Origin of the sequence: Nonomuraea candida, from assembly GCF_000725485.1 — a bacterium.
Lineage (GTDB): Bacteria > Actinomycetota > Actinomycetes > Streptosporangiales > Streptosporangiaceae > Nonomuraea > Nonomuraea candida.
Window position 1 is genome coordinate 18,072 of record NZ_JOAG01000021.1, and the last position, 25,947, is coordinate 44,018.

Annotated in this window: 25 protein-coding genes; 10 read left to right on the forward strand and 15 right to left on the reverse strand. The window is 72.2% G+C overall.

Going from position 1 to position 25,947, the window contains the following annotated elements; genetic code table 11:
- Positions 1-274 precede the first annotated feature (274 nt).
- The 3 genes from IO39_RS22085 to IO39_RS22095 all read right to left on the reverse strand — a co-directional run bounded on the left by IO39_RS22085 (position 275) and on the right by IO39_RS22095 (position 4,698).
- A complete protein-coding gene (locus tag IO39_RS22085) occupies positions 275-1,357 on the reverse strand; it encodes a tyrosine-type recombinase/integrase (protein WP_043626401.1) in 1,083 nt (360 codons plus the stop codon).
- Between the two features lie 91 nt (positions 1,358-1,448).
- A complete protein-coding gene (locus tag IO39_RS22090) occupies positions 1,449-2,978 on the reverse strand; it encodes a helix-turn-helix domain-containing protein (RefSeq protein ID WP_043626404.1) in 1,530 nt (509 codons plus the stop codon).
- 16 nt (positions 2,979-2,994) lie between these two features.
- Positions 2,995-4,698, reverse strand: a complete 1,704-nt coding sequence (locus IO39_RS22095; RefSeq protein WP_052423209.1) for an enoyl-CoA hydratase-related protein — start codon at positions 4,696-4,698, stop codon at positions 2,995-2,997.
- 959 nt (positions 4,699-5,657) lie between these two features.
- Here IO39_RS22095 and IO39_RS22100 point away from each other — a divergent pair.
- The 5 genes from IO39_RS22100 to IO39_RS22120 all read left to right on the forward strand — a co-directional run bounded on the left by IO39_RS22100 (position 5,658) and on the right by IO39_RS22120 (position 9,925).
- The gene (locus IO39_RS22100; RefSeq protein ID WP_052423254.1) at positions 5,658-6,227 is read left to right on the forward strand and encodes a TetR/AcrR family transcriptional regulator; all 570 of its coding nucleotides are present in this window, start codon (positions 5,658-5,660) and stop codon (positions 6,225-6,227) included.
- Positions 6,217-6,828 carry a hypothetical protein gene (locus tag IO39_RS22105; protein WP_043626408.1) on the forward strand — a complete coding sequence of 204 codons (612 nt, stop codon included), beginning with the start codon at positions 6,217-6,219 and terminating at the stop codon, positions 6,826-6,828. The genes IO39_RS22100 and IO39_RS22105 overlap by 11 nt, the downstream gene beginning before the upstream one ends.
- Before the next feature lie 284 nt (positions 6,829-7,112).
- Positions 7,113-8,369, forward strand: coding sequence for a cytochrome P450 (locus IO39_RS22110; protein WP_043626410.1), 1,257 nt, complete (start codon positions 7,113-7,115; stop codon positions 8,367-8,369).
- Between the two features lie 577 nt (positions 8,370-8,946).
- The gene (locus IO39_RS22115) at positions 8,947-9,354 is read left to right on the forward strand and encodes a hypothetical protein (RefSeq protein ID WP_157548751.1); all 408 of its coding nucleotides are present in this window, start codon (positions 8,947-8,949) and stop codon (positions 9,352-9,354) included.
- Between the two features lie 127 nt (positions 9,355-9,481).
- A complete protein-coding gene (locus tag IO39_RS22120; RefSeq protein WP_043626416.1) occupies positions 9,482-9,925 on the forward strand; it encodes a hypothetical protein in 444 nt (147 codons plus the stop codon).
- Between the two features lie 224 nt (positions 9,926-10,149).
- Here the strand turns inward: IO39_RS22120 and IO39_RS22125 are convergent, their stop codons facing one another.
- The 3 genes from IO39_RS22125 to IO39_RS22140 all read right to left on the reverse strand — a co-directional run bounded on the left by IO39_RS22125 (position 10,150) and on the right by IO39_RS22140 (position 13,694).
- Positions 10,150-10,404 (reverse strand): hypothetical protein, encoded by a 255-nt coding sequence (locus tag IO39_RS22125; RefSeq protein ID WP_043626418.1) that lies wholly within the window; start codon positions 10,402-10,404, stop codon positions 10,150-10,152.
- Positions 10,405-10,883: 479 nt separating this feature from the next.
- Positions 10,884-12,647, reverse strand: a complete 1,764-nt coding sequence (locus tag IO39_RS22130; RefSeq protein WP_245642130.1) for an alpha/beta hydrolase family protein — start codon at positions 12,645-12,647, stop codon at positions 10,884-10,886.
- A gap of 714 nt (positions 12,648-13,361) precedes the next feature.
- The gene (locus IO39_RS22140) at positions 13,362-13,694 is read right to left on the reverse strand and encodes a nuclear transport factor 2 family protein (protein WP_084773278.1); all 333 of its coding nucleotides are present in this window, start codon (positions 13,692-13,694) and stop codon (positions 13,362-13,364) included.
- Between the two features lie 221 nt (positions 13,695-13,915).
- On the opposite strand from IO39_RS22140, the gene IO39_RS22145 reads away from it, so the two are divergent.
- Complete coding sequence (locus tag IO39_RS22145; protein WP_211267107.1) at positions 13,916-14,368, forward strand: VOC family protein; 453 nt, start codon at positions 13,916-13,918, stop codon at positions 14,366-14,368.
- Here the strand turns inward: IO39_RS22145 and IO39_RS22150 are convergent.
- The 4 genes from IO39_RS22150 to IO39_RS22165 all read right to left on the reverse strand — a co-directional run bounded on the left by IO39_RS22150 (position 14,356) and on the right by IO39_RS22165 (position 16,462).
- Positions 14,356-14,676, reverse strand: coding sequence for a DUF952 domain-containing protein (locus IO39_RS22150; RefSeq protein WP_043626427.1), 321 nt, complete (start codon positions 14,674-14,676; stop codon positions 14,356-14,358). The two genes, IO39_RS22145 and IO39_RS22150, sit on opposite strands and share 13 nt — an antisense overlap.
- Positions 14,673-15,281: a TetR/AcrR family transcriptional regulator gene (locus IO39_RS56810; RefSeq protein WP_052423210.1), complete on the reverse strand. Its 609-nt coding sequence runs from the start codon at positions 15,279-15,281 to the stop codon at positions 14,673-14,675. Before IO39_RS56810 ends, IO39_RS22150 begins: the two co-directional genes overlap by 4 nt.
- Positions 15,278-15,601, reverse strand: a complete 324-nt coding sequence (locus IO39_RS22160) for a DMT family transporter (RefSeq protein WP_043626430.1) — start codon at positions 15,599-15,601, stop codon at positions 15,278-15,280. The genes IO39_RS56810 and IO39_RS22160 overlap by 4 nt, the downstream gene beginning before the upstream one ends.
- A gap of 228 nt (positions 15,602-15,829) precedes the next feature.
- Positions 15,830-16,462 carry an NAD(P)-dependent oxidoreductase gene (locus IO39_RS22165; protein WP_043626433.1) on the reverse strand — a complete coding sequence of 211 codons (633 nt, stop codon included), beginning with the start codon at positions 16,460-16,462 and terminating at the stop codon, positions 15,830-15,832.
- A 105-nt stretch (positions 16,463-16,567) separates the two neighbouring features.
- Here IO39_RS22165 and IO39_RS22170 point away from each other — a divergent pair, with 105 nt between their 5' ends.
- On the forward strand, positions 16,568-16,945 hold the full coding sequence (locus IO39_RS22170; RefSeq protein ID WP_245642131.1) for a winged helix-turn-helix transcriptional regulator: 378 nt from the start codon (positions 16,568-16,570) through the stop codon (positions 16,943-16,945).
- A 171-nt stretch (positions 16,946-17,116) separates the two neighbouring features.
- On the opposite strand, the gene IO39_RS22175 is transcribed toward IO39_RS22170, so the two are convergent.
- The 3 genes from IO39_RS22175 to IO39_RS22185 form a co-directional block, all read right to left on the reverse strand.
- Entirely contained in the window at positions 17,117-19,066 is a 1,950-nt protein-coding gene (locus IO39_RS22175; protein WP_043626438.1) for a S8 family serine peptidase, read from the reverse strand.
- A gap of 290 nt (positions 19,067-19,356) precedes the next feature.
- Positions 19,357-20,133, reverse strand: a complete 777-nt coding sequence (locus tag IO39_RS22180) for an NAD(P)-binding domain-containing protein (RefSeq protein WP_245642133.1) — start codon at positions 20,131-20,133, stop codon at positions 19,357-19,359.
- A gap of 124 nt (positions 20,134-20,257) precedes the next feature.
- On the reverse strand, positions 20,258-21,262 hold the full coding sequence (locus IO39_RS22185) for a threonine ammonia-lyase (RefSeq protein ID WP_052423211.1): 1,005 nt from the start codon (positions 21,260-21,262) through the stop codon (positions 20,258-20,260).
- A gap of 102 nt (positions 21,263-21,364) precedes the next feature.
- Here IO39_RS22185 and IO39_RS22190 point away from each other — a divergent pair, with 102 nt between their 5' ends.
- Together IO39_RS22190 and IO39_RS22195 are read left to right on the forward strand one after the other, a co-directional pair.
- Positions 21,365-21,850: an Lrp/AsnC family transcriptional regulator gene (locus tag IO39_RS22190; protein WP_043626442.1), complete on the forward strand. Its 486-nt coding sequence runs from the start codon at positions 21,365-21,367 to the stop codon at positions 21,848-21,850.
- Positions 21,851-22,072: 222 nt separating this feature from the next.
- Positions 22,073-23,026: a radical SAM protein gene (locus IO39_RS22195; RefSeq protein WP_245642135.1), complete on the forward strand. Its 954-nt coding sequence runs from the start codon at positions 22,073-22,075 to the stop codon at positions 23,024-23,026.
- Positions 23,027-23,168: 142 nt separating this feature from the next.
- Here the strand turns inward: IO39_RS22195 and IO39_RS22200 are convergent, their stop codons facing one another.
- Both IO39_RS22200 and IO39_RS22205 read right to left on the reverse strand, forming a co-directional pair.
- On the reverse strand, positions 23,169-24,041 hold the full coding sequence (locus IO39_RS22200) for an oxidoreductase (RefSeq protein ID WP_043626449.1): 873 nt from the start codon (positions 24,039-24,041) through the stop codon (positions 23,169-23,171).
- A 118-nt stretch (positions 24,042-24,159) separates the two neighbouring features.
- Positions 24,160-24,912: an alpha/beta hydrolase gene (locus IO39_RS22205; protein ID WP_043626452.1), complete on the reverse strand. Its 753-nt coding sequence runs from the start codon at positions 24,910-24,912 to the stop codon at positions 24,160-24,162.
- Between the two features lie 95 nt (positions 24,913-25,007).
- Here IO39_RS22205 and IO39_RS22210 point away from each other — a divergent pair, with 95 nt between their 5' ends.
- Positions 25,008-25,931, forward strand: coding sequence for a LysR family transcriptional regulator (locus IO39_RS22210; protein ID WP_043626455.1), 924 nt, complete (start codon positions 25,008-25,010; stop codon positions 25,929-25,931).
- Positions 25,932-25,947 lie beyond the last annotated feature (16 nt).

The window sequence follows — 25,947 nt, forward strand, 5'->3', positions numbered from 1 at the left end:
CCACTCCGGCCCGCCCCGGCCGAGTCCCGGCCGGATCCCGCGCCACCACGATGGCCCGCGCGCCGCGCGGGCCATCGTCCGCTGCGCCTTCGCGCTCGGGGAGGACCCATGGTCCGGCCAGATGTCCTCGGCCAAGTCCAGGCAGCGCCGGACGTGGTCGATCACCACGTCGGGAATCTCGTCCGGATCCCTTTCTCCCGTACTGGTCTGCGCCCCGGGCACGGGCGCCCGCCGATCCGCCCGCGCCCGCCGTCTTCAAAAGCGCGGGCGGTCTTCAGGGTGCGGGGCGGTCGCGCAGCAGCGGGTGGGAGCGCATGGCGACCTCCAGCTCGCCGGGCAGCTCGTCGCGGTAACGGCCCAGGGTCGACAGGTCACTGTGGCCCAGCACCCGGCGTACGGCGTCCATGTCCACGGCGTCGGCCAGCAGGTGCGTCGCCGTCGTGTGCCGCAGCCCGTGGGGCGTCACCGAGCGGCGCCGGTCGGGGTCCACCCGCCGCTGCACCCGGTCGATCACCGCCTGCACGTCGCCGCGCGCCAGCCGCCGCCCCCGCCACGACAGCAGCAGCGCCTTGCCGTCGTCCCGGCCGTCCCGGGGGTCACTTTCGCGGCGCGGCTCGCGCTCCTGCTCCAGGTACGCCTGCAGCACCCGCGCCACGTCACCGGGCAGCGGCACGTCGCGGGTGCGGCCGCCCTTGCCGAAGATGCGCCAGTAGCGCACCCCGTCGTTGGTGAAGAAGTCCTCCACGTTGGCGCGCACCAGCTCCGACACCCGCGGCCCCACCGTGGCCAGCAGCAGCACGATCACCGCGTCGCGCAGCTCGGTGCGCTGGTCACGCCGCTTGCCGTGCTCGGGCGGCGCCTCGCGGAGCTCACGCGCGGCCCCGATCAGCCCCTGCGCCTGCTCGCGGGTCAGGGCCCGCCGCTCGGCACGCAGCCCGCCCCGCTGCCGCGCGGTCACCGTCGAGCGGGTCATCGGGTTGATCTGCACCCACCCGGCCAGCGTCGCGTGCTTGAACAGCGCCGAGATCGAGCGCCGGAAGCGCGCCTGCGACGACGGCGACTGCCCCGCCCCGGCCTGCGCGCCCCCACCGGCACCCGCGCGCCCGTCACGGGCACGGGCGGTGCGGCCGTCCGGCCGGCGGGCGAACGCCAGCAGGATCGCGTCCACGTCGGCCCCGGTCAGGTCGTCCAGCACCACGTCGGCGCCCGCCAGCTCCACCAGCGTGGCCACGTCACGCGCGTACACCTCCGCCGACGCCGGCGACAGCGCCCCCGTCACCGTCCTGGCCCGCACCAGCTCCACATAGCGGTCCGCCGCCTCCGCCACCGTCACCCGGTCCAGCTCCGCAGGCCGCACCGCCGCCTCCTTCCTCCCCGGCCGCGCGCGGCCGGTCCCGCGCGCGAGAAGATCCGGAAACGACGGTAGCGGCCGCCACCGACAACGGGCCTCAGATGTCGCGGAAGGTCTCGATGCGGGCCCCCAGCGCGTTCAGCCGCTCGGCCAGATCCTCATACCCCCGGTTGATGACGTAGACGTTGCGCAGCACCGAGGTGCCCTCGGCCGCCATCATCGCCAGCAGCACCACCACCGCCGGCCGCAGCGCCGGCGGGCACATCATCTCCGCGCTGCGCCACCGGGTCGGCCCCTCCACCAGCACCCGGTGCGGGTCGAGCAGCTTGACCGAGGCGCCCAGCCGGGTCAGCTCCGTCAGGTAGATCGCCCGGTTGTCGTAGACCCAGTCGTGAATCAGCGTCGAGCCCTGCGCCGAGGCCGCGATCGCGGCGAAGAACGGCACGTTGTCGATGTTCAGGCCGGGGAACGGCATCGGGTGGATCTTGTCGATGGGGGAGGTCAGCTTCGACGGCCGCACCGTCAGGTCCACCAGCCGGGTACGGCCGTTGGCCGCCGGATACTCCCGCCCCCGGTCGTGATCCAGCCCCATCTCCTCCAGCACCGCCAGCTCGATCTCCAGGAACTCCACCGGCACCCGGCAGATCGTCAGCTCCGAGGAGGTCACCACCGCCGCGGCCAGCAGGCTCATCGCCTCCACCGGGTCCTCGGAGGGGGAGTAGTCGACGTCCCGCTCGATCTGGGGCAGCCCGTGCACGGTCAGCGTCGTGGTGCCGATGCCCTCCACCCGCACGCCCAGCTCCTCCAGGAAGAAGCACAGGTCCTGCACCATGTAGTTGGAGGAGGCGTTGCGGATCACCGTCACCCCGTCGTGGCGGGCCGCGGCCAGCAACGCGTTCTCCGTCACGGTGTCGCCGCGCTCGGTCAGCACGATCGGCCGCGACGGCGTCACCGACCGGTCCACCCGCGCGTGGTAGAAACCGCCGGTCGCGGTGATGTCCAGCCCGAAGTGGCGCAGCGCCGTCATGTGCGGCTGCACGGTGCGGGTGCCCAGGTCGCAGCCGCCGGCGTACGGGATCTGGAACTGCTCGGTCCGGTGCATCAGCGGCCCCAGGAACATGATCACGCTCCTGGTGCGGCGGGCGGCGTCGGTGTCCATCGCCTCCAGCTCCAGCCGGGACGGAGGCACGATCTCCAGGTCGCTGCCCTCGTTGATCCACCGCGCCCGCACCCCGATGGAGGCCAGCACCTCCAGGATCCGGTACACCTCCTCGATGCGCGCCACCTTCCGCAAGATGGTGCGGCCGGAGTTCAGCAGCGACGCGCACAGCAGCGCCACGCACGCGTTCTTCGACGTCTTGACGTCGATGCTGCCCGACAGCCGCCGGCCGCCCACCACCCGCAGATGCATCGGCCCGGCATAGCCGAGCGAGACGATCTCGCTGTCGAGCGCCTCACCGATCCGGGCGATCATCTCAAGACTGATGTTCTGGTTGCCGCGCTCGATGCGGTTGACCGCGCTCTGGCTCGTCGCCAGCGCATCGGCCAGCTGCAGCTGCGTCCATCCACGATGCTGACGCGCATCCCGGATCAGCCGGCCGATCCGCACAAGGTAATCATCTGCCACAACAGGCCACCATATCTCACATATGAGATGCGGCCGCGACGGAGGGGTCCGACGCGCCGGACAACTCCCGGTGACGCGCCAGATGCTCCGGCGTGGCCTGCGCCTTCACCTTCTGCACGAACGCCCGCCGCGCCTGCCGGAACCCGCACCGGTCGTCGAACATGTCCCGGCTCATCTCCGCCAGCTCCTCGGCCCGGTAGGCGTCCAGGGGCTTGCGCCGCTCGTCGGCCTCGCGCGCCTGCCGCCGCCCGGCCAGCAGCCGATCGTAGCCCGGATCGGCCGCCAGCCGCTCGGCGTACTCCAGCACCCGCCGCTCGAAGTCCAGCCGCGGCCCCGGCAGCGCCTTGTCGGCCAGCCCGCACGCCACCGCCTCGGCCGCGCCGATCGGCAGCGCCTGCGACGTCAGCCGCCGCGCGTGCGCGGCCCCCACCCGCCGCGGCAGCACATACGTCCAGTACTCGCTGCCGAACAGCCCCATCGTCCGGTAATGCGGGTTCAGCACCACCGACTCCCGTACGATCACCCGGTCGGCGCCCAGCCCCATCATCACGCCGCCCGCGCCCGCGTTGCCCCCGATCGACGTCACCACCAGCTGCGAGGTGCAGCCCACGATCTCCCGGCACACCGCGTTGATCGCGTTGATGTTCATCCACGCCTCCAGCTCCGGATGGCGCGCCGCCTCGATCACGTTCAGGTGGATGCCGTTGGAGAACACCTCCCCGCCCCGCACCACCAGCACCCGGGTGTCCTGCGCGGCCGCGTACCGCAGCGCCGAGGCCAGCCGCCGGCACTGCTCCGACGACATCGCCCCGTTGTAGAAGTCGAAACTCACCACCCCGACCCCCTCGCTGCGGTCATAGGTGATCTCGCTGTAGCCCTGCCGCTCCGGCACGCCGGCCACCCGCTCGCCCAGCGCCATCGCGGCCGGCAGCTTGACCGCGCCGTCCTGCTCCAGCCGCAGATGCCCCACCCACACCGTCCCGTCACCGGTGTGCACCAGCACCGCGCCCTCCCGCCGCCCGGCCACCCGGCCCGGCGTGCCCGCCAGCTCCGGCCCCCGGTAGACGTCGAACACCCGCACCGGCAGCTCGCACAACCGCGCCCTCCCGCCCGGCGCGCCGTCGGCCGCCCGCACCCGCCGCAGGATGTCCTCCGTCGGCTCCTCCCAGGAGAACTCCCGGTCGGCGTGACGCATCGCGCGCCGCAACCGGCCGCGCACCTCGGGGGAGCGGTAGTCCAGCGGGACCGGCGCGAACGACGGGTCGGCCGCCCGCGCCGCCACCTCCAGCACCAGCTCCGCCGCCGCGTCGGCCACCGGCCCGTTGTACAGCGCCGACTTGCGCGGCGCCTCGGCCGGCATCGGGAACATCCGGTACGCCCAGATCGGGCCGGCGTCCATCTCCTCGACCGCCTGCAGCGCCGTCACCCCCCACTCCGGCTCGGCGTCGGCGATCGCCCAGTCCAGCGACGACGGCCCCCGGTCGCCGGGCGGCCCCGGGTGGATGATCACCGTACGCCAGGCGCGCCACAACGCCGCCGGCACCCGCTCCTTCAGGAACGGGCAGATGATCAGATCGGGCTTGGCCAGCTCGGCCGCCTCCGTCATCGCCTCCGGGGAGATCGCCAGCTCCACGCAGACGTCATGACCGGCCCGCCGCAGCTCCAGCCAGGCACGCTGGGTCAGGCCGTTGAAGGAGGAACAGAGCAGCAGGATACGCAACGCGGGACTTCTTTCCAGGCGGGGAGCGGACGGTGGGAGGGCGGGGGACTACCGGCCGGACAACGGGCAAACCCACGCGTCCCAGACATTTACGGCAGTCCCATATGCCCCATACATGCCCACGATGCTGACATGAAACATCCACTGCTCGTGACGATTCACCGCAAAAAGCCGCCCTGAGCAGCCCCCATTGACCCGCTTTGCCCGAAAATATCCTGTCGGGAGGTTCCCGCCACCCCCCGGAACCGCGCCCGAAACCCGAGACCCCGGCCCGGCAACCGAGGCTCCGGAGCCCCCGAACCCGAAGACTCCCCGGGCGCGGGGGAGAGGCTGGGATCAGAGACACCCTCGCAGCGCCCGGCCAGCGCCTCGTAGGCGGCCGGAGCGGCCGATCCCGAGGGTGCGGGCGTGCGGGCGGCCCCGGTTTCCGCCGCATTCCAGCGCCACCCGTCATCGAGGGCGCCCGGGCGGGGGAGGCTGCCCGGGCGTCCACCGCGATGACCGGGCCCCCGCCCGGGAACCCCTTGCCAGGCTCACCCGGGGAAGGCCGCGCCACCACGACACCGGCCGACACCCCCAGCATCGCCCCCCATCGCATCACCCCAGGTCACGGCCAGGACACGACCTCCCGACGGCCTCTTGGCGCAACCCGGCCCGGCGGCGATCCAAACCCTCCCGCCCACCCCGGCATCCCCGCGCCCCAACCGCCCTTGGGCCGCCCTTCACCCGCCCGTGCCCCGGCACCCCCGCGTGCCTCCCGGCCACTCCCGGCCACTCCCGGCCACTCCCGCCCGCCTCCCGCCCGCCTCCCGGCCACTCCCGGCGCCGACCAGCCCGGCCGGCCGGGCGCCCTGCCCCTGCCGTCACTCACCCGCCGCCGGACCGGACCGCCCCGGGGGTCCAGCGGGCTCGGATGCGCCCCTCCCGCCGCCCAGACCGGTGGGGTGTACCATCGGTACATGCCGTTGCCGCGCTTCTACCGCCTCCCCGACGACCGGCGGGAAACGATCCTGCGCGTCGCCCGCGCCCACTTCGCCCGCGACGGCGCCGACCGCGCCTCCTACAACAAGATCATCGCCGAGCTCGGGATCTCCAAGACCTCCGCCTACCAGTACTTCGACGGCAAGGAAGACCTCTTCGCCGCCGTCATCGAAGACGTCCACACCCGCATCCTCCACACCCTCGGCGACTGGCCCCCCGCCCACACACCCGAACAGTTCCGGCGCCAGCTCCGCGACGCCTCCGACCGGCTCGTCACCCACGGCCTCACCCACCCCGAAGACCTCGCCCTCCTCGACGCGACCACCGCACAAGACCCCGCCCCCTGGCTCGCCCCCGTCATCGACAACGGACGCGCCCTCGGCGTGATCAGAACCGACGTCGACCGCGACCTCATGCTCACCGCCACCGCCGCCGTCCTGCGCGCCGCCGACCTCTGGACCGCCGCCCGGCTCCGCGACGGCGCCACCGCCCCCGACCTCACCTGGAGCCTCATCGAAGGACTGTGGAGCACCCCCCATGAAAGCTGAGATCGACTGGGACATCCCCGCCACCCCACCCGGCTGGAAAGGCGCCCTGCAACGCTTCATGGGCCCCGGCAAGACCCGCGCCGAACAACAAGCGGAACTCACCGGCTCACTCGCCTGCACGGCACTGCTCGGCTGGCACCTCATCGCCGCGCCCATCCACGGCTCCTGGCCGCAATGGGCCCTGGCCGCGCTCATCGGCCTCGACCTCGTCGGCGGCGTCATGACCAACGCGACCAACGCCGCCAAGAGGTGGTACCACCACAAGCCACCCCGCGCACGGCTCGGCTTCGTCGCCGCCCACACCGCCTACCTCGCCGCGATGGCCTTCGTGGTCATGGACACCGCCTGGAGCTGGTTCCTCGCCAACACCACCCTGCTCCTGGCCGGCGCCCTGCTCATCGAGAAAGCCAGACTGGAGGCCAAACGACCCGCCGCCATGGCCGCCTACATGACGGCCATCCTGGTCAACCAGACCGCCCTGCCGGTACCCGACACCCTCGACTGGTTCACCACCCTCTTCTTCCTCAAACTCCTCGTCTGCCACCTCGTCCCCGAGGCGCCCCTGCGATCGCCGGGCCGGCCCGGCGAGCACACCCGGTGAAGAACACCGCCGGGGGAGGGGAGCACCCGCCCCGCACCCCCGACCCCACCGCACCCCGACCGGCCCGGCCACACGGGCCCAGCCACACGGGCCCAGCCACACGGGCCCAGCCACACGGGCCCAGCCACACGACACCCCCGACGACACCCCCGACGACACCCCGACGACACCGCATGCCGGCACCCCACCCCGGGAATGGCACACCCTGTCCGCCACCAGCCCCGGCCACCACCGACACCACACCGGGCCGGCACCACCCCCCACCGACAGGAGACACACCCGCCATGGCCACCACCCTGTCACCGGCCCAAGCCGGCCTCACCCTCGCCACCCCCACCGCCTACACCGACGAACCCCGCCTCCACCAAGCCCTCACCCTCCTGCGCCGCCAAGCCCCCGTCCACCACGTACAAGCCCCCGGCTACACCCCCTTCTGGGCCATCACCCGCCACGCCGACATCCTCACCATCGAACGCGACCCCGCCCAATGGCTCAGCGCCCCCCGCCCCGTCCTGCGCACCGCCGACCTCGACGCCGCACTCCACACCCGCAACACCCGCGGAAACGCCTTCCGCAGCATCGTCCACATGGACGGCCCCGAACACCGCGCCCTGCGCGCCATCGCCGCCGACTGGTTCCGCCCCAAAGCCATGCGCGCCCTCGAAACCCGCATCCGCCACCTCGCCCAACGCCACGTCACCGCCATGGCCGACCACGGCGGCACCTGCGACTTCGCCCGCCAAACCGCCGCCCACTACCCCCTGTACGCCATCCTGACCCTCCTCGGCCTGCCCGAATCCGACTTCCCCCGCATGCTGCACCTCACCCAGCAACTCTTCGGCCAGCACGACCAGGACACCGGACGCGGCACCGGCACCCCCGACGACCACACCTCCGTCCTGGAAGACCTCTTCGCCTACTTCCGCGACCTCACCGCCCACCGCCGCACCCACCCCACCGGCGACCTCGCCTCCCAGATCGCCAACGCCCGCATCGACGGCCGCCACCTCGACGACGCCCTGGCCATCTCCTACTACGTCCTCATCGCCACCGCCGGCCACGACACCACCAGCTCCACCATCGCCGGCGGCCTCGAAGCCCTCATCCGCCACCCCGCCGAACTCCGCCGCCTACGCCACGACCCCACCCTCCTGACCACCGCGACCGAAGAGATGATCCGCTGGGTCACCCCCGTCAAATCCTTCATGCGCACCGCCGCCACCGACACCCACCTCAACGGCACCCCCATCAGAAAAGGCGAAGCCGTCCTGCTGTCCTACCCCTCCGCCAACCGCGACGAAGACGTCTTCACCGACCCCTTCCGCTTCGACATCACCCGCGACCCCAACAAACACCTCGCCTTCGGCCACGGCGCCCACTTCTGCCTCGGCGCCACCCTGGCCCGCATGGAGATCCGCGCCCTGTTCGCCGAGCTCATCCCCAGACTCACCCACGTCGAACTCGACGGCGAACCCGCCTGGACCGCCACCACCTTCGTCGGCGGCCTCAAACGCCTGCCCATCCGCTACACCCTCACCTGACCGCCCCCACCTCCCTGTTTCGGCCCACCCCGAAACACCATGCCGCCACCCCGCCACCCCCTACACCCTGCCGACAAGACCCCGAACACCCACAACACAAAAAGGGGAACCACATGCCCACGGCACGACCGACACCCACACCCGACCAGAACTGGTCACCACCCTCCCCAACCCCATGACACCCGGCCACCCGTCCCGGCCGCGGAAGCCGATACCGGAAGCGGCGAGCCGGCGACGGTGAGCACACAGGCGAGCACAAGGTGAGCACACAACGCCACCAGCCGACCATGACCACCCCGTAGGGGAGAGGACCCGGACACGCTCCCACCGCGAGGGCCAACCGGCCGGCAACCCAGGCTCCACACCGACAGGCTCCGCACCGACAGGGGCCTCCCCGACGGACAGAGCCCCGGCCCGGCCGGTCCCGCCCAGCAGAAGAGTTTGGATCACCCCGGCACACCAACCCCCGGCACTCACTTTGAGCAATCCCCACCCACCCCATGACCTGCACAGCCCCTCGACACAGTCATCCTGGAAAGGTCGGGAACGACTCCGAGCATTCGGGGGAGTGCTGCACATGCCTCACACACCCAGGATCACCACCTGCCTCGCCTCGGCCATCCTGGCCACGACACCCGTCCTGGCCACAGCCGGCCCCTCCCACGCGGCCACCACCGGCACACCGCTGACCCCGATCATCCAGACCACGACCCGCGACACCTTCGCCTGCGGCCAGGGCCCCGGCGGGCTCAAGATGACCATGCAGAGCAACCGGGAGATGTCCCAGGCCTGCGCCAAAGCCGGAGAAGTGGCCAACGCATACGCCGCCGCCCCGCAACAGGCCGGCGAGGAACAAGCGGTCTCCGTGAACGTCGACGGCGCCAACTGGGCCTGCGTCCACAAGACCGAGATGGACGAGGCCTACGTCGAATGCTCCCACGCCGACGAGACGCTCTCGCTGTCCGAATTCCGGTCCATGACCTGAACAGGCCACGGACCGGCCAGGACCCCGGGCGCGACCGCAGGCGACACCGTGGCGACACCGCGGCCGCCCGCCGCACCGTCCTGACACCGCCCCGCACGACTCCGGCCTTCGGAGGGAAGTGTCCCAGATGCGCACCATCATGATCCGCCTGTCCACCGCCCTGCTGGCAGCGGCAGCCCTCACCGCCGCCGGCCCGCCCCTCCCGGCATCGGCTTCCGCAGCCGAGACGGCTGACGCCCGGCTCATGACCGGCCGCCCCGTGCCCGCGCAGCCCGCAGAGCCCGCGCCCGGCGAGCCCGAGACCCGGGAGTACCAATGCGGGTCGGCCGGGCTCTGGGTCGTGGCCAAGAGCGCCGACGACAAGGAGAACGCCTGCGAGAGGGCCAAGAAGGTGGCCAAGGCCGCCATCGAGGGCAGCGCACCCGGCCCCGACAGCGGCTCCGGCCTCACGGTGGAGGTCGACGGGCAGCAGTGGTCCTGCCAGAGCCGCCAGGGCGACGACGAGGTGAACCCGCACTCACTGTGTGCCAGCCTCGCCCAGGAGGAAGAGCAGGTACGGCTGTACTCGTGACCGGGAGATCGAGACCGGCCGGCGTGGCGAGCGCCGCGCTACCGGAGACCCGGAAAGAAATCCCATACCAGACAGAATCCAGCTTCTGTCTGGTATGGGACATATGCGTACTTTGTGGCGATTCAGCCACGAGGGCGGCGCCGGCCCGTACGGCGGCCGGAGGGAGGGGACGGGGACGGCTCACCGGAGACGGCCAGCAGGAGGGGTCACCGGCCGGCCGGAGCTCATAAACGGTTGACGAAGCGGGCGGCGGCGCGCTGGCTCATGCCGGTTTCGCCGCGTACGAGGAAGACGGCTTCCTGGATCTGGCCGAGGGCTTTGAGCTCACGCGCCTGATCGACGAGGTCGACGCGGATGCCGGGCCGGTTGCGCGGCCTTTTGGTGAGCCGGACGGCGAAGATGATGAGCCAGATGACGCCGGCGGTGATGACGGCGGTGAGGGCGATGAGGCTGGACGTGCTGACTGCGAGGGGCGCCATGTTGTGGCGTTCTGCCCGGGTGTGTGCGGTTTATGCGGGGCTTCCGTGGTTGCTTGATAATGAACATTATGTCAAGTAGAGCATTCCGAGAGGAGCTGCCCGCCCTGCTCGGCCCTCCCTCCGCCCCTCCCGTCCCTTCTCGTCTCGTCGGCGTATCGGGCGTCTCCTGTCTCGACGGCGCGCCCTGTCGCCGCGGCGTCTTTCGCGTCCTCTCACTGTGCTGTCCCCGGGTGGCGTGTGCGGTTCACCGCTTCCCGGCTCGCGTGCGCCGGCCTCCCGGCCGGCCGGCGGTGCGAACGTCTTGGTGTTCGAAACCGGTTCGAACACGGCTCTCCCCGCCCGGCGGAGCGGCCGTCAGGGGCGGCCTCACGTAAGCCCGTCCTGTGCGCCGTCACCCGGTCCTGGCCGGCGGGCAGGACCGGGCGGCCCCTCTCCCCCGGGCTGGATGATCTTCTTTCTGGCGGCGTGTGCGGGAGTGGTCAGGGTCTGTGCAGGCGGCTGAACCAGGCTCGGGTGCGGCGGAGCAGGTCGATGCGGTGGCGGCGTTCGGTGATGATGTGGCCTTCGCGCGGGTAGATGACGAACTCGTGTTCGATGCCGTGTCTGCGCAGGGCGCGGTGGAGGAATTCGGCCTGGCTGAGCGGGACGTTGGTGTCGTCGGCGCCGTGGACGATGAGGATGGGGGTGCGGATTCTGGCGGCGTGGGAGATGGGGCTGCGGCGGTCGTGCGGGTGGGGGCCCTCCCCTTCCCAGCCGGCGCTGCCGCCGAGTGCTGCTTCGAAGGCGCCGAGTTCGCCTGTGGCGGCGAGCATGCCCCAGTCGCTGATTCCGGCGCTCATGAGTGCTGCTTTGAAGCGGTCGGTCTGGGTGACGGCCCAGGCGGTGAGGTATCCGCCGTGGCTGTGGCCGGCGATGCCGAGTCTGTCGGGGTCGGCGATGCCTTGGTCGATGAGCAGGTCGATGCCGGTGCGCAGGTCGTGCCATTCTTCCTGGCCGGGGGCGGGGTTGGCGGCGAAGGCGGGTCCGTGGCCTTGTCCGCCGCGGGGGTTGGGGAGGAAGACGGCGTGTCCGTCGGCGGCGAGCCATTGTGCGGGTTCGTGGTGGTTCAGGTGCAGGTGGTCGGTCCAGCGGGCGTAGGGGCCGCCGTGTGCGAGGGTGATGAGGGAGAAGGGGCCGTGCCGGCGGGTTTTGCCGGGCGGGAGGATGAGCAGGCCGTCGAGTTCCAGGCCGTCTTGGGCGCGGTAGGTCAGGCGTTGGCGGTGGCCCCAGGTGATGGTGCGGAGTTCGGGTGCGGTGTCGGTTCGCCGGGTGAGGGGGCCGTGGGCGGGTCCGGTGTAGATCGATCGGGTGTGGTCTGCGTGGCTTCGGGCGACGGCGACGGTGGTGCCGTCGGTGGTGGCGGTGAGCCACAGGGCCTGTCCTGGCAGGGGTTGGAGTGGGGTGGGTTTCCGGGTGGCGGGGTGGAGGCGGTGGATGGCGGAGTCGAGTCCGTCGGCGATCAGGGCGAGTCCGCCTGTGGTGAGGTCGAGCGGGCAGGCGGGGAGGTCTTGGGTGAGGTTGTGGTGGTGGGTGGGGTCTGTGAGGGGGACGTCGAGGATGGCGTTGCCGCCGGTGATGCCGGGTGGTGTCGTGGCGATGTAGGCGAGGTGCCATCCGTCTGTGGTGTTCCACCAGGTGAGTGAGTGTGCGGAGGTGGCTGCGGGGCCGAGTTCGCGGGTCTTGCCGGTGGCGGGGTCGTACAGGTGCAGGCGTGGGGTGAGCACGCCGGGGTCGGGGTGGGGTGAGTCTTGGGTGAGTACGGCGAGTGTCCCTCCCCCGGGTTGTTCGGTCACTTCGGCCACGTGGCGTCCGGGGAAGAGGTCGGGGGTGTGGATGGTGCCGGTGGGCAGGTCGAGCAGGCGCAGGCGGTGGTGGCCGGTGGCTTGGCTCCATACCCAGGGGTCGTCGTGGCGGGGGTCGGGTGCGAGCAGGATCACGGTGCGGGGGTCTGTGAGGGGCAGGTAGGCGGTGGTGCCGGTGTTCCATGAGGTTCGGTCGCCGCCTTCGGGCCGCTGGCGGTGGAGGCGGGTTTCGGTGGTGTAGTAGAGGTGCTGGGAGTCGGCCGACCATTGGAGGTGGGTCCCCTCCCCCAGTTTCCTGGGTGGCGTGTCGGTGTCGGTCCGGATGATCCAGAGGGTTGTACCGGGCATCTCGCCGTAGGCGACCCATTGTCCGTCCGGTGAGATGACGGGGTGTACGGGCATGCGTGCGTCGGCTATCAGGTTTGCGGTCAGCATCGCCCGATGCTCGCATATGTTGATCTTCGTGGTGGTGTGATGGGGTCCCGCGTGGTGGTGCGGGGGTGGGTGGGTTTGCGGGGTCGCTCCCCCGGGTTCCGGTGGCGGGATGGTGGGGCGCGGGGGTCTGGTGGGAAGTTTTTTCCGTGGTCCGGTGGGGGTGGCCGGCGGGTGGTGCGGAGGGGTTGAGCAGGGGTTTCGCGGGTCGTGGAGGGCGGGCGGGGTGCCGCAGGGGTCTTGACTGGAGTGTTGACGCTCTGTTGATTCGCTGTTCTTTGCGGAGGTGTGGTTTTAGGGTGGAGCTCCTGCTATTCGCGCCGCGAGAGGAGCAGCACGTGGGGAACGAGTCGGTGTTATGCCCGGTGTGTCAGGGGGTTCTGCCCGCTTCGGGTAAGGAGTCGTACACGGCCGGCCGGGGGCGGTTGATCGTGACGAACGGTTACTGCCCGGGTGGGTGCGCCGAGCGGCGTGCTGAGATGGTGGCGGAGCAGACGCGGCAGATGGCGCGTCCGCAGCCCTCCCCCGCTCCTGTGGCGGGTGCGGCGCCGATGCAGGCTCCGGTGGGTGCGGGGCGTGCGCCGCTGCGGGTGGTGCGCTGAAGGGTTCGGGTTTTCTGGTTTCGGGGGGTGCGGGGTCCGGCGGAGATGGCCGGCCCCCGTGCGGATGGTTCGGGTGGCGGGGTCAGAGGTGGCCGTCGCCGGTGTGCCAGTAGTCGCGGGTCCGTACGGCGAGGCCGTCGGCGTCGAAGCGGGCGAACACGCAGCCCGCGAGCGTGATGGGCCGGCCGTTGTCGCGGGCGTGGACGCGGAATTCGATGGCGGCCTGGTCTCCGTCGACGATGGGGGTGGAGAAGGTGACGCGGGGGTCGCTCTCCGCGGTGAAGGACCAGGCGATGTAGCCGGCGATGGCCTGTTTGCCGTGGTGCGGGGGGCGGATGTCGGCCGTGCCGGTCGCGTGGAGCTGGGAGAGCACGTGCCGCCCTACGTTTCCCGTGGCCCCGATCACCAGGATCATTGCCTTGTCCCTTTCGGAGGTTTCGTCTTCCGGTGATCGTGCGGTCTGGTGGGCCTGATGGCGACTCGGAAGCGACCGTATGGGCTGAATTCGACACTGAAACAGGAGCGTAGGGCTCGTAACCAGCCCAAACGGGCGCCGTCGCCGAACCGGTACGAAGATCAACTCCGTACCGCCAATTTCTGCACTCGGCCTCCTCGAAGGCCGAGTTCTACCGGGATGTGCTCGGCGGCGAGCTGCGGCTGGGGACGTACGGTGACTACGGCTCGCCGGAGGCGCCGGGCGGTGACGCCTCCAAGATCATGCACTCGGTGCTCGACACCCCGGACGGTTACACGGTGATGGCGTGGGACGTCCCGGAGCGGGTGCCCTTCAGGCCGGGCGGGAACGTCGCGCTGTTCCTGGGGGGTGACGATGCGCGGCTGCGCGGCTTCTTCGAGAGGCTGTCCGCGGGCCGCGCCGTGACGTTGCCCCTGGGGAGGCAGTCGTGGGGTGACGAGGCCGGTTCGCCGGTGGACCGGGTCGGGGTCAGCTGGATGGTGCACATCGCCGCGCGGCGGTCCTGGCCGGCCGCGGGGCCGCTTCCAGGGCCGGTGAGGGACGGGTGGGCGGCCTCCGCACGGCGTGCGGGTCAGGCGGGGTCAGTCAGGGGCGGCCGGGGTCAGTCGGTGTAGGGGCGGGTGGCGGTGACGGCGGTGAGGGGCAGCGGCCCGTACAGGTGGGGGTAGCCGTTCTCGATGCGGATGTCGAGCCCGGTGGGGTCGATGTCGAGGATGAGGAGTGGTTCGGTGAGGTGGCCGTAGTAGGTCGCGTGGACGGTGCGCAGCTGGGTGAGGTCGCGGCTGCAGTGGATGAAACCTTCCTCTTCGAGGGTGCGGCCGAGAGTGGAGATGCGGTACTCCCCCGCTTTCCGGGCGGCTTCCCAGTCGGTGCGCAGGGCGAGGTGGTGGATGGGGTTCGCGGGGTTGCTCGCGGGGTTCATCGGGTGTCTCCGGTGGCGGGCGGGTGCGGGCCGGTGGCGTGGTGCAGGGCGTGGGTGAGGAGGGTGCGGGCCTGGTCGAGGGGGCGTTGTTCGACGACGTGCTCGAGCCAGAGGGCGCTGACGGTGGTGTAGAGGAGGCGGACGCGGGTGTCGGTGGCGGGCAGGCCGAGGGTTTCGGCGATGATGCGGACGCAGCCGTCGGTCCAGCGGCGGGCGATGTGCTGCAGGACGGGGTCGCGGCCGGCGTGGACGTAGAGCTCCCACAGGCCGAGCTGGCGGCGGCGGTCGGCGGCGGCGATCTGGTCGGGCAGGGCGGTGAGGCCGTGCCGGGTGATCCAGGCGCGGGTGGTGGCCAGTTCGGTCTGGACGAGCTGGGCGAAGGCTTCGGCCAGGAGCTGGTCGCGTGAGGCGAAGTAGTAGGTGGTGGCGGCCAGGGGCAGGCCGGCGCGGGTGGCGACGGCGCGGTGGGTGACGGCGGCGAATCCGCCCTCGGCCAGGAGGGTGACGGCGGTGTCGAGGAGGGCGGCGCGGCGGCGGCGGCCGCGTGCCTGTGCGGGGGTGTGGCCGCCGGGGGGTGCGGGGTCCTGGTGCGGGTGTGGGTTCAATGGCCACCTGCGAGGTTGAGGAGGACGACGCCGCCGATGATGAGCAGGATACCGCCGATCTTGAGGGGGGTGAGGGTCTCGCCCATGAAGGCGGCGCCGATCAGGGCGATGGCGGCGGTGCCGGCGCCGGACCAGACGGCGTAGGCGGTGCCCATGTCGAGGTGGAGTTTGAGTACGCGGGCCAGGAGGGTGAAGGAGGTGAGGTAGCCGGCGGCGACGACGAGGGTCCAGCCGAGGTGGGTGAAGCCGTTGCTGAGTTTGAGCGCGGTGGTGGCGAGGACTTCTGAGGCGATGGCGAGGGCGAGCAGGAGCCAGGCCATGGGTGGTTCTCCCCCGGGGAAGGCGAAGTGGTACGGGTGTGCCAAATTTTATCGGGTAGGCGTCCGTACCGGATGGGGCGGGCCGGGGGACGGCATGGGCCCGGATCACTTCGCCGAAGGGCTGTTCCTGACCTGGCCTGACTCGCCGCTTGCTCGCTCGGCGTGGTGGTTGGGGTGGGGGTTCCCCCGCCGTTGAGTCGCCGAGCAGTCGCCGTCTCGCCCGGGGGGTCAGTTGGTGAAGGCGATGTGGGTGCGGTGGTGCGCGGGGGTGTCGATCTCGTCGAGCAGGGCGATGGCGAAGTCGGCGTAGGAGATGAGGCCGGTGCCGGCAGGGCCACCGGTCCGGTAGTGGCCGGCTCGCGGGCCGTCGTGGTCGAAATTTCCGGTGGGGCTGGCGTACAGCCAATCGAGGCCGGTGGTGGTGGAGCGCAGAACCTGCAGTCCTGCGGCATGGCCGTCGGAGAAGGGCCGATACTCGGGCGGGAATCCGCCGGTGTCCATGAGCCGCACTCCTGGTTCGGTCTCCAGGAGGGTGCCGAGGCCGACCACCAGCAACCGGCCGACTCCGGCACGGGACAATCCGTCCAGCAGTGCCGTGGCCGCGCCGGCGTAGAAGCTGCCGGGTGACGCTTGGGCGTCATAGACGGCGCTGATGGCCGCGTCGTGGCCGGCGGCGACGGCGGCGACGCTGTCCGCGTCCGTGACATCGCCCGCCACGACCGCCACCTCGCCGGCCGCCAGGTCGCCGTGTTTGGCCGGATCACGGACCACCGCGGTGACCTGGTGGCCGCGCCGGCGTGCCTCGGCGACCGCCGCGCGGCCGGCCTTGCCGCCGGCGCCGAAAACAACGATCTTGCCCATCTGGATACTCCGTTCTGTCCGGCGGGCAGGGGCACCCGCCGCTGCTCCGGAACGGTATCCACGAGGTACTTGTTACTTCAACGATACTGAGTTAGCGTCGGGATAGTGACTGTGCCGCCACTCGACCCGGAGATGTTCGACCCGGCCTGCCCCTCCAGCGTCATGCCGATCCGGATCGGCGAGAAATGGTCGGCGATGGTCCTCATCTGCCTTGAGCACGGCCCTCGCCGGTTCACCGAGATCCGCACTCCGCTGCGCGGGATCACGCCGAAGGTGCTCACCGGGACGCTGCGCGCGCTCGAACGCGACGGGCTGGTCACCCGCACCGCCTACCTGGAGATCCCGCCCCGGGTCGAGTACGAGCTGACACCGCTGGGCCGCACGCTGCTCGAACCGATCGCGGCCTGCCGCGCCTGGGCGCAGAACCATCTTCCCCAGCTGCTCGAGGCGCGTGAAGCCTACGACCACCGGGTCTCCGGCTGAAGGCCGAAGGGCGTCCCGGTCCGCTCGGCGTACCTCCCCGCTCGCCGGATCGGCGATATCGTCCGGTGCCCGACCGGCCCGTCGGCGTGCGTCGGGGGGCGTTTCGGGCCCGGCCGGCCTTGACCAGGCAGGTCACAGCACGATCAGTGCCTTAGGGGCTCATGGCACGTTTCAGGTGACGCGCCAGGCGATGGCGTACGGCTGGGGGCCGGTGGTGATGCGGTGGGCGCGGACGGTGATGGTGGCCTGGCCGGCCGGGACGCCGGTCCACCAGACCTGTTCGACGTTGTTGTGGCGGTCGTGGCCGGTGGCGCCGCCCATGTTGCCGTGGCGTTCGTCGCCGCCGGCGGCGCGGACGGTGAGGTCGAGGTCGTTTTGCAGGCCGGCGCCGGGCGGGTCGGTCCACACCAGGGTGACTTTAAGGGTGGCGGCGGGGTTGCGGGCCGGGACGTCGATGCCGATGGTGTGCTCCTGGGCCTGGTCGAGGGGGTCGCCCTGGTGGAAGCCGGCGTCGCGGCTGCGGCCGGGGACGATGATGGAGCGGGCCAGGTCGACGCGGCCGAAGCCGGAGGCGTTGTTGGGGCTGCTGCCGGCCTCGCTGGGGGCGTACTGGCCGGTCAGTTCGACGGCGCCGTTGATGAGCAGCGCTTTGATCAGGGCGGCGCTGGGGCCGGGGGTGCCGTTCTCGATGAGGCTTTGGCGGATGGCGGCGGCGCAGCCGGCCACCAGCGGGGTGGCCATGCTGGTGCCGCTCATGTACGCCAGCCTCGCGTCACGGGTCGGGGTGCCGCCGGGTGGCGGGGCGTTGCGGGAGCGGGCCGACAGGACCATGGTGCCGGGTGCGACCAGGTCGGGCTTGAAGCGGCCTTCCCTGGTGGGGCCGCGGTTGCTGAAGGCGGCCATCCCGTGGGGGGCGTCGGCGACGCGGTCGGAGTGGATGGGCTCGGCGGGGAAGCGCTGCGGTGCGCGGCGGCCGTAGACGATGTCGTGCTCGGGGCGGAGGTTCTCGCTGGCGCCGACGGTGATGGAGTTCTTGGCCGCGCCCTGGCTGCCGACGGAGCCGGGGTCGACGACGCCGTCGCGGTCGGCGTCGGTGCCGTAGTTGTGGGCGCAGAAGAGGATGACCATGTCGGGGTGACGCCAGACGAAGTCGTCGATGGCGTAGGAGTCGTCGTCGTAGGGCAGGCCGGCCTCGAGGTTGCCCCAGGAGTTGTTGTGCACGCGCACGCCGTCGGTCTCGTAGACGGGGGTGAACAGCTCGCGCAGGTCGATCGGGATGCCGCCGAGTCCTCCCTCCTCGTCTCCCATGGCCTGCACGATGAGGTGGGCGCGCGGGGCGGTGCCGTCGATCTGGCCGCCCATCTCGGGTGAGTGGATGCTGCCCAGGACCGAGCCCGCCACGTGGGTGCCGTGGCCGTCGGTGTCGTCGGCCCTGCCGGGGCGGCCGAGGGCGTAGAGTTTGCGGACCCGTCCGGTGAAGGCGGGGTGGACGTCGGTGGTGGAGCCTTTGTCGAAGCCGGTGTCGGCCACGCACACCACCTGTCCCTCGCCCTGGTAGACGGTGTCGCCGACGCGGACGTCGGCGCCCAGGATGACGCGGGCGACGTTGTTGGCCAGGCTGTAGCGGGGGGTGCGGGTGATGGCGCGGACCTCGTCCCAGGAGGCCAGTTCGGTCAGGCGGCCTTCGGCGGGGGTGAGGCGGGCCTTGTGCGCGGCCAGCCGGGGCGGGCGGCCGGGGGTGGCGAGGGCGGTGAGCCGGTCGGCGAGGCGGGCGGGGTCGACGCCGGGGTGGAAGACGACGTCGACCTCGCCGGCGCCGTCGTGCCCGCGCAGGCCGGGCTCGATCTTCAGGTCGGGCCGGTAGACGTCGGCCCATCCGATGTACGGCAGGGCGCGCAGGCGTGCCAGGTCGGGCGGGCGGTAGCGGCACAGGTAGGTGTCGTCGGGGACGTATTCGAGGATCTCCACGCCTGCGGCGGCCAGCTCGGCCTTGTGCTCGGCGGTGAGCAGGTCGTCGGCCTGCAGCAGGAGGTAGTCGGAGTGGGCGGCGTCGGGGGCGGGGGCGCGGGTGGTGTCGTGTGCGGGGTCGAAGGAGTGCCCGTTGATGGTGATGCGGGTCATGAGATGCGCGGGCTGGTCGGGGGCATGGGGGTCGCCTTTCTCGGCTCGGGCCGGTGCCTGTGGTGGTGGGGGTCCGGTCGCGGGGCCGGTGAGCCGGGGGGTGCGGGCCTGGGGGCGGGCGCTCGGGCCGGACGACCGTGGTGATATTCCTTCCACCCGCCATAACTACGTAACGTAACTTTAAAGTGACAATATGTGACCAAAAGTGATGGGCCGGTTCCCCCGGGAGCGCCTCCGGGCCGGGCGCGCGGGGCCTGCCGGGGGCCGGGCCCGGCGGCGGATGGGGCCGCTCACGCTGATCCCCGGTCCAGGGCGGCGAGCAGGTCGTCCAGGGCCTTGCCGAGGGCTTCGGCGGCGGCCGGGCCGAACCAGGTGGTGCGGATGCGTTCGTTGTTCCCGCCCGGGGTCTCGTGGTCGGCCGCCAGCCGGCGCAGGGAGCGGGTCCGGTCGCCCAGTGCCCGGCCGGCGCCCTGGAAGAGGCCGCGCACGTAGCCGTCGGCGACGTCGGGGGCGATGCCGTGGCCGGCGGCCCAGGAGATGAGCGTGGCGAGGTAGGAGTAGTGGGTGGTGAGCGTTCCTGTCAGCGCGGACAAGACGTTGAAGGACGCCTCGTCCGCAACGGGGAGGGCCCCGCCCAGGCGCTCGAACAGGGAGTCCGCCGCCGGGTGCGACGGGTGGGTGACCGTGACCGAGCGGCGTTCGCGCACGGCGGGCAGGGGGATGGCCCGTACCAGCGCGGCGTCGGTGGCGAGGGTCCGGCGCAGGTCGTCGTTGCCGACCCCGGACATCACGTTGATCACCACCCTGTCGCCGGGCACCGTCAGCCCGGCCAGTGCCGCGTGCCGGTCCCGGGGGCGGACGGCGATGATCACCACCTCGGAACGGTCGACCACCTCCTGGTTGCCGGCGCACACCCGCACGCCCTCATGGCGCTCGGACAGCTGCGCGGCCGTGCGGGCTCCGCGGGGGGACAGGAACACCTCCGGCGGCCTGCCGGCCCCGCCGCACAGGCCCTCCACCAGGGCCCGGCCGATCTCGCCCACTCCGATGACGCCGATGCGCTTCACTGCTTCTTCCTCCATCAGGTGTGCCGGTCCCGTGCGGCCGCTGACGGCCGGGCCCGGGATTCGTGACGGTCCGGGCCGGGGGCGCCTCGGCTCCCCCGGCCCGCGTTCGAGCCGCGGCCGGCCCTCAGGGTGCGGCGGGGCGGCGGGGCCGGGACGTGGCGGGCGGCGGTGCCAGCCGGGCCGCCAGTTCCCGGACCTGTTCGGGACGCGGATTGGCGCCGGTCAGCACCGTCGCCACCCGGTCGCCGGGGACCGCGCCCCCCGCGATCGCCGCCAGGCCCGCGGCCCCGGCCGGCTCCAGGACGATCCCGAGCGTGCGCGCCGCCAGCTCCATGGCGGCGGCGATGGCCTCGTCGGTCACCAGGACGATCTCGTCCACCAGGGCGCGGGCCCGTCGCACCGAGACCTCCAGCGGGGTGCGCACCGCGATCCCGTCGGCGAAGGTGCGGGCTCGTGCGATGCCGACCGCGCGGCCGGCGCGCAGGCTTTCGCGCATCGAGGGGGCGCCCGCGGCGTTGACCCCCACGATCCGGGTGCCGGGCGCGTGCTCCTTCATCCAGCGCGCCACGCCGTTGATCAGCGCTCCGTCGCCGACCGGCAGCACGACGGCGTCGAAGCCCCCGCCGTCCGGCGTGCCGCGGGTCAGCTCGACCCCGATCGTCCCGGCCCCCTCGGCGATCGCCGCCTGCAGGCCGTCCTGCAGATGGACGCGGTCGCGGTGGCGTGCGGCGTGGGCGGCCGCGGCCTCGCGTGCCGAGCTGCCGTCCGTCCCGGCCGTGAGGACCCGGGCGCCGAAGGCCTCCATCCGCTCCCGCTTGACGGGGTTGACCGTCTCGGGCACGAACACCTCGACCGGCATCCCGCGGGAGCGGCCCGCATAGGCGACGGCCTGCCCGAAGTTGCCCGAACTGGCGCACACCACCGGCGTGCCGGGGGCGAGCGTGCTCAGCATCAGGTCGGCGCCCCGGCCCTTGAAGCTGCGCACGGGGTTGGCCGTCTCCACCTTCACCGTCACCGCGCGGCCGCCCAGCGCCCGGCACAGCTGCTCGTCACGGTACTGCGGGGTGTCGAGGAACACCGGATCGATCACCTGTACGGCGTTCTCGATCCGGGCCACGTCCAGGTCCATGCGGGTCGCCTTTCCTCAGGGGGCTTGCGGACCCGGCCGACGCTATCCGGACAGCCGATCGAAGCGATTGAGAATTTTCCCGCCGCGACGCAATAATCTTGCATGCCCGAATCGCCGCCGCCGCGCCTGGACGAGATCGACGTGCGGCTCCTGGACCTGCTCCAGCAGGACGCCGGACGTACCCTGCACGACCTCGGCGGACAGGTCGGGCTCTCGCCGAGCGCCGTGCAGCGGCGCCTCGCCCGTTACCGCAGGGACGGCCTCATCGCCCGGCAGGTCGCCGTCCTCGACCCGCACCGCTTCGGCCCGACCGTGCTGGCCGTGGTCCTGGTGACCCTGGCCCGGGAGTCGTTCGAGCTCCACCGGGCCTTCGCCGCGCGGATGCGCGCGGACCCGCAGGTCCAGCAGTGCCACCGGGTGGCGGGGCCGTGGGACTACGTGGTCGTCCTGGCCGCGCGGAGCATGCGCGACTGCAGCCGGCTCGGCGACCGCCTGTTCAAGGCCGACGACAACATCAGGCGTTACGAGACCCTGATGGTCTTCGACACCGTCAAGACCGGCCTGGCCCTGCCGCTCCCCGCACCGTAGCCCGCCCGGCCGCAGGACGACGGGCGGGTGCGGGCGGGACGACCCGTGTGAGGCCGGGGGGGCGGAGCGCGGCCGGGCGGGTTCGCCGGCCCGGCCGGCCGGATCGTGCGCCTGCCGGAGGCGGCGGGCACGGCGGCGGGCGGGCGACACGGGGAGCCGGTGCGGGGGCGGCTTGCCGGAACCGCTTGAAAACGCAGTCGAATACGTGTTCCACTGGAGGGTGTGGGTTGGGACGCGCTTTCGCTGGTCGACGCCGCCGACGACCGGCCGCCGATCGAGCGGCGCGCGGTGGTGCGCGGTGATTTCCTGGAGCTGCAGGCCAGAACGGTGATCGAGCGGGTGCCGCCGGCCGCCGGCATCGCCCAGCGGTGGGCCGTGTCCCCCTACCGCGGCTGCGCGCACGCCTGCCGGGGCTGCGGCGCCCGCGCCGGGCACCGCAAGCTGGGCCTGGACGAGGGCCGCGACTTCGACACGCGGATCGTGGTGCGGCCCAACGTGGCCGAGCGGCTGCGCGCGGAGCTCGCCCGCTGGGACGGCCAGGAGCTGGCCGTCGGCCTGGGCGGCGACTGCTACCAGGCGGCCGAGGAGACCTACCGGCTGATGCCGGGCGTGATCGCGGCGCTGGCGGCGGCGGGGACACCGTTCACCGTCTACACCAAGGGCGCGGCGGTGCTGCGCGACGCCGCGCCGCTGGCCCGGGCCGGGGCCCGGGTGGCGGTGTCGATCGCGTTCGTCGACGAGCGCATCCGCCGGGCGGTGGAGCCCGGCGCGCCGCCGGCGCAGGCGCGGCTGGAGCTGGTGTCGGCCCTGGTGGAGGCCGGGGTGGACTGCCGGGTGGTGATGGCGCCGGTGCTGCCGCTGCTCAGCGACGCCGCCGACCAGCTCTCGGCGACGGTGCGGCGGATCGCCTCGGCCGGGGCGCGGCGCGTCGAGCCGGTGGTGCTGCGCCTGCCGGCGGGCACGCGGGCGTGGTATCTGCGCTGGCTGGCGCAGGCGCACCCGCAGCTCGTGGAGCGCTACGAGGAGCTGTACGACCGGGCGGGGCTGCCGTCGCCCGGCTACGAGGGGCGGATCACGGGGCAGATCGAGCAGTTGTGCCGGGTGTACGGGATGGAGTGCGGCGCCCCGCCGGCCGAGCGGCGCGAGCCACGTGCGGCCCAGCTCGCCCTGGTCTGACCGCGGGAAACGGCTCATGAAACGGAGCCGGGCAGGGAACGGCCTGGACGAGCGGGCGACCGAGGGGCTGTTTCCCAGGTGGCCGCCTGCGAAACCCCCCGGAGGCCGTGCAGCCGCCGCGCCCGTTGGCCGGACCGGCCGCTCAGGCGGTGGGCAGGGGGAACGTGGTGTGGGTGAGGAGTTCGGACACCTCCCAGAGCTTTTGCGCGGTGTCGTCGTCGAGTGCTTCGCCGGACAGTTCTTCGAGGGCGGCGGGGCCGCGTACCCCGAACCGGCTGGGGCCGGAGAAGCTGGCGCCGGGGACGTCGCCGACGGTGGCCAGCAGGGTCGGCCGGGCCCCGCCTTCGGGACTCTGGGCCAGTAGCCGCGTTCCCAGCGCGAGGGTGCGGTCAAGGATGCGCCGGCCGGTGGTCATGGTGAATCCGGTGGCCGCCCAGCCGGGATGCGCCGCCGTGGCCAGGATCGGTGAGCCGGCCCTGTTCAGGCGGCGCTGCAGTTCCCGGGTGAACAGCAGATTCGCCAGCTTGGTCTGTCCGTAGGCGCCGAACGGCCGGTAGGGCCGTCGCTGCCACTGCAGGTCCTCGAAGTCGATGTGCGCGCCGCGGTAAGTGGTGGAGGACACGGTGATCACCCGCCTGGTGATCCGGCTCAGGAGCAGATTCGTCAACGCGAAGTGCCCGAGATGGTTGACGCCGAGCTGGCTCTCGAAGCCGTCGGCGGTGTGCCGCAGGGTGCCGGACATGGAACCGGCGTTGTTGATCAGATAGTCGATGGGGCCGTCCGTCGTGCGGGCGAACTCACGCACGGAGGCCAGCGACCCGAGGTCGAGCGGGCGTGACTCGGTCAGGCCCCCTATCTCGGCGGCGGCCGCGCGGCCGCGGGCCTGGTCGCGCACGGCGAGGATGACCCGTGCGCCCTTCGCGGCCAGGGCGGCAGCGGTGGCCTTGCCGATGCCGCTGCTGCCGCCGGTGATGATGACGGTCCGGCCGGTCTGATCGGGGATGTGCATGCTCATGAGGTGATGGCGGTCTTTCCGTGATCGTGTCGCTCGGTGTTCAAGGCGGTGTTCAAGGCGGTGTTCAAGGCGGTGTTCAAGGCGGTGCGTAAGATCGATGGCTTCCGGAGGTGCCGCGTCACAGGGTGTCCCAGAAGTCCGTCAGCATGCGGGCGGACCGGGCCGGGTCCTGAAGCATCCACCAGTGACCGAGCGCGTCGAGGTCGACGGCACGGGCGCCGGCGCGCCGGGCGGCGCGGTGGCGGAGGGCGACGCTGCCGGCAGTGAGGTCGCCGGTGGCCACGGGAACCAGGCCGGGCCGGGCTGCTGCCGCCGGCAGCCTGCGCCCGCGTTCGGCCAGCGTGTTCTCGGGTACGGAGCGGTACAGCGACAGAATGGCTGCGCCCATCTCGGGGCCCTGTCCGAGCGCCACCTGGCCGGCCGCCGGCTCCGGGATGCCCCACGAGATCATGCGCGCCGTCCGTTCCGCGGCGTCCCCGGAGAAGGTCTCCTCGATGTGGCGCTCCCCGTCCCCTGGCGTCTGCCAGACCTTTGCGATCTCGTGCCAGGTGAAGTCGGGTTCGTACCCGCCGATGGTGTCGCTGGTCCAGCTGCGCACCAGGTCGGGGCGGGCCATCGCGGCTTCCAGCGCGTAACCGCCGCCGAAGTCGTGGCCGACCAGGTCCACCGGGGTCCTGAGCTGCGACAGTTCGTCAATGAGCCAATCCCGGTAGTCCAGGAAGGTGGCGCCGAAGCCGGCGGGAAGCGCGGCGCCGAAGCCCGGAGGCGAGAGCCGGACCACGTCCTGCTGCCGGGGCTTGGGCAGCTCGCTGATCAGAGGGGTCCAGACCGCAGAGGTCACCGGTACGCCGTGGACAAAGACAATGGTCATACCAGGTATGACACCACCGGGGCGGCGCAGGCGTCCAAGACCTGCCTTGCACCCCGTGATGCGAGAAGTGCATAACGGAGGGCTAGTCTGGGGGCATGTCTCCCGATCTGGATCTACGACTGGTCCGGTACTTCACGGTCGTGGCCGAGCGGCTGAACTTCGCCCGGGCGGCCGAGGAGCTGCATGTCGCCCAGCCTTCCCTGAGCCGTCAGATCCAGCGCCTGGAGAACACTCTCGGCGTGCGGCTGCTGGAGCGCACCACCCAGGGCAGCCGCCTCACCGCCGCGGGCGCGGCTTTCCTGCCCCAGGCGCAGCAACTGCTGCACGGCGCCCGGCAGGCGGTCCAGGCCGCCCTGGCCGCGGCGCCGGCCCGCACCATCACCATCGGGTACGTCGACGATCTCGTCATCACGCCCGCCGTGCGCGCCCTGCGCCAGCGATGTCCCGACGCCCACGTCCGTACTCGTCACCTCGGCTCGCAGGACGCCTCCGCGCTGCTGGAGCGACGGGTCGACGTCCTGGTCACCCGTACGCCGCTGCCGATCCCGGCCGAGGATCTGGAGGTGACGGTCCTGTACTCCGAGGCCCGGGTCCTGCTCGTGCCCGCGTCGCACCGCCTCGCGGGGAAAGAGGCGGTCACGGCCGACGACATCGCCGCAGAACCGCTCGTGGGCTGCACCGGGATGGGCGTCGATTGGACCGCCTTCTGGCGGCTCGAACCCCGATCGGGCGGCGACCCCGCCCCGGTGGGTCCTGCCTTGGCCGAGACCTACGAGGACAAACTCGAGGCCATCGCCGACGGCACCGCCATCGCCGTCGTCCCGGCCGGCGACCGGCGCTACACCCTGCGCCCCGGCCTGGTCACCGTCGCGCTCGACGGGATCGGGCCTTGCCAGGTCGTCGTAGCCACCCGGGCCGCCGACACGAACCCGCTCGTCGCAGAGTTCGTGCGATCCGCGAAGGACCTCCTGGCCGGGCACATCACCAGCGGTGCGGCCCCTCCCGCCCGTTCCGCGTAGTGGTGTCCCGCCGACG

Coding starts and splice junctions, on each gene's coding strand:
- IO39_RS22100 (WP_052423254.1), top strand. CDS start 5,658: ATGCCGTTGCCGCGCTTCTACCGCCTCCCCGACGACCGGCGGGAAACG.
- IO39_RS22105 (WP_043626408.1), top strand. CDS start 6,217: ATGAAAGCTGAGATCGACTGGGACATCCCCGCCACCCCACCCGGCTGG.
- IO39_RS22110 (WP_043626410.1), top strand. CDS start 7,113: ATGGCCACCACCCTGTCACCGGCCCAAGCCGGCCTCACCCTCGCCACC.
- IO39_RS22115 (WP_157548751.1), top strand. CDS start 8,947: ATGCCTCACACACCCAGGATCACCACCTGCCTCGCCTCGGCCATCCTG.
- IO39_RS22120 (WP_043626416.1), top strand. CDS start 9,482: ATGCGCACCATCATGATCCGCCTGTCCACCGCCCTGCTGGCAGCGGCA.
- IO39_RS22125 (WP_043626418.1), bottom strand. CDS start 10,404: ATGGCGCCCCTCGCAGTCAGCACGTCCAGCCTCATCGCCCTCACCGCC.
- IO39_RS22130 (WP_245642130.1), bottom strand. CDS start 12,647: ATGCCCGTACACCCCGTCATCTCACCGGACGGACAATGGGTCGCCTAC.
- IO39_RS22140 (WP_084773278.1), bottom strand. CDS start 13,694: ATGATCCTGGTGATCGGGGCCACGGGAAACGTAGGGCGGCACGTGCTC.
- IO39_RS22150 (WP_043626427.1), bottom strand. CDS start 14,676: ATGAACCCCGCGAGCAACCCCGCGAACCCCATCCACCACCTCGCCCTG.
- IO39_RS22160 (WP_043626430.1), bottom strand. CDS start 15,601: ATGGCCTGGCTCCTGCTCGCCCTCGCCATCGCCTCAGAAGTCCTCGCC.
- IO39_RS22165 (WP_043626433.1), bottom strand. CDS start 16,462: ATGGGCAAGATCGTTGTTTTCGGCGCCGGCGGCAAGGCCGGCCGCGCG.
- IO39_RS22175 (WP_043626438.1), bottom strand. CDS start 19,066: ATGACCCGCATCACCATCAACGGGCACTCCTTCGACCCCGCACACGAC.
- IO39_RS22185 (WP_052423211.1), bottom strand. CDS start 21,262: ATGGACCTGGACGTGGCCCGGATCGAGAACGCCGTACAGGTGATCGAT.
- IO39_RS22190 (WP_043626442.1), top strand. CDS start 21,365: ATGCCCGAATCGCCGCCGCCGCGCCTGGACGAGATCGACGTGCGGCTC.
- IO39_RS22200 (WP_043626449.1), bottom strand. CDS start 24,041: ATGAGCATGCACATCCCCGATCAGACCGGCCGGACCGTCATCATCACC.
- IO39_RS22205 (WP_043626452.1), bottom strand. CDS start 24,912: ATGACCATTGTCTTTGTCCACGGCGTACCGGTGACCTCTGCGGTCTGG.
- IO39_RS22210 (WP_043626455.1), top strand. CDS start 25,008: ATGTCTCCCGATCTGGATCTACGACTGGTCCGGTACTTCACGGTCGTG.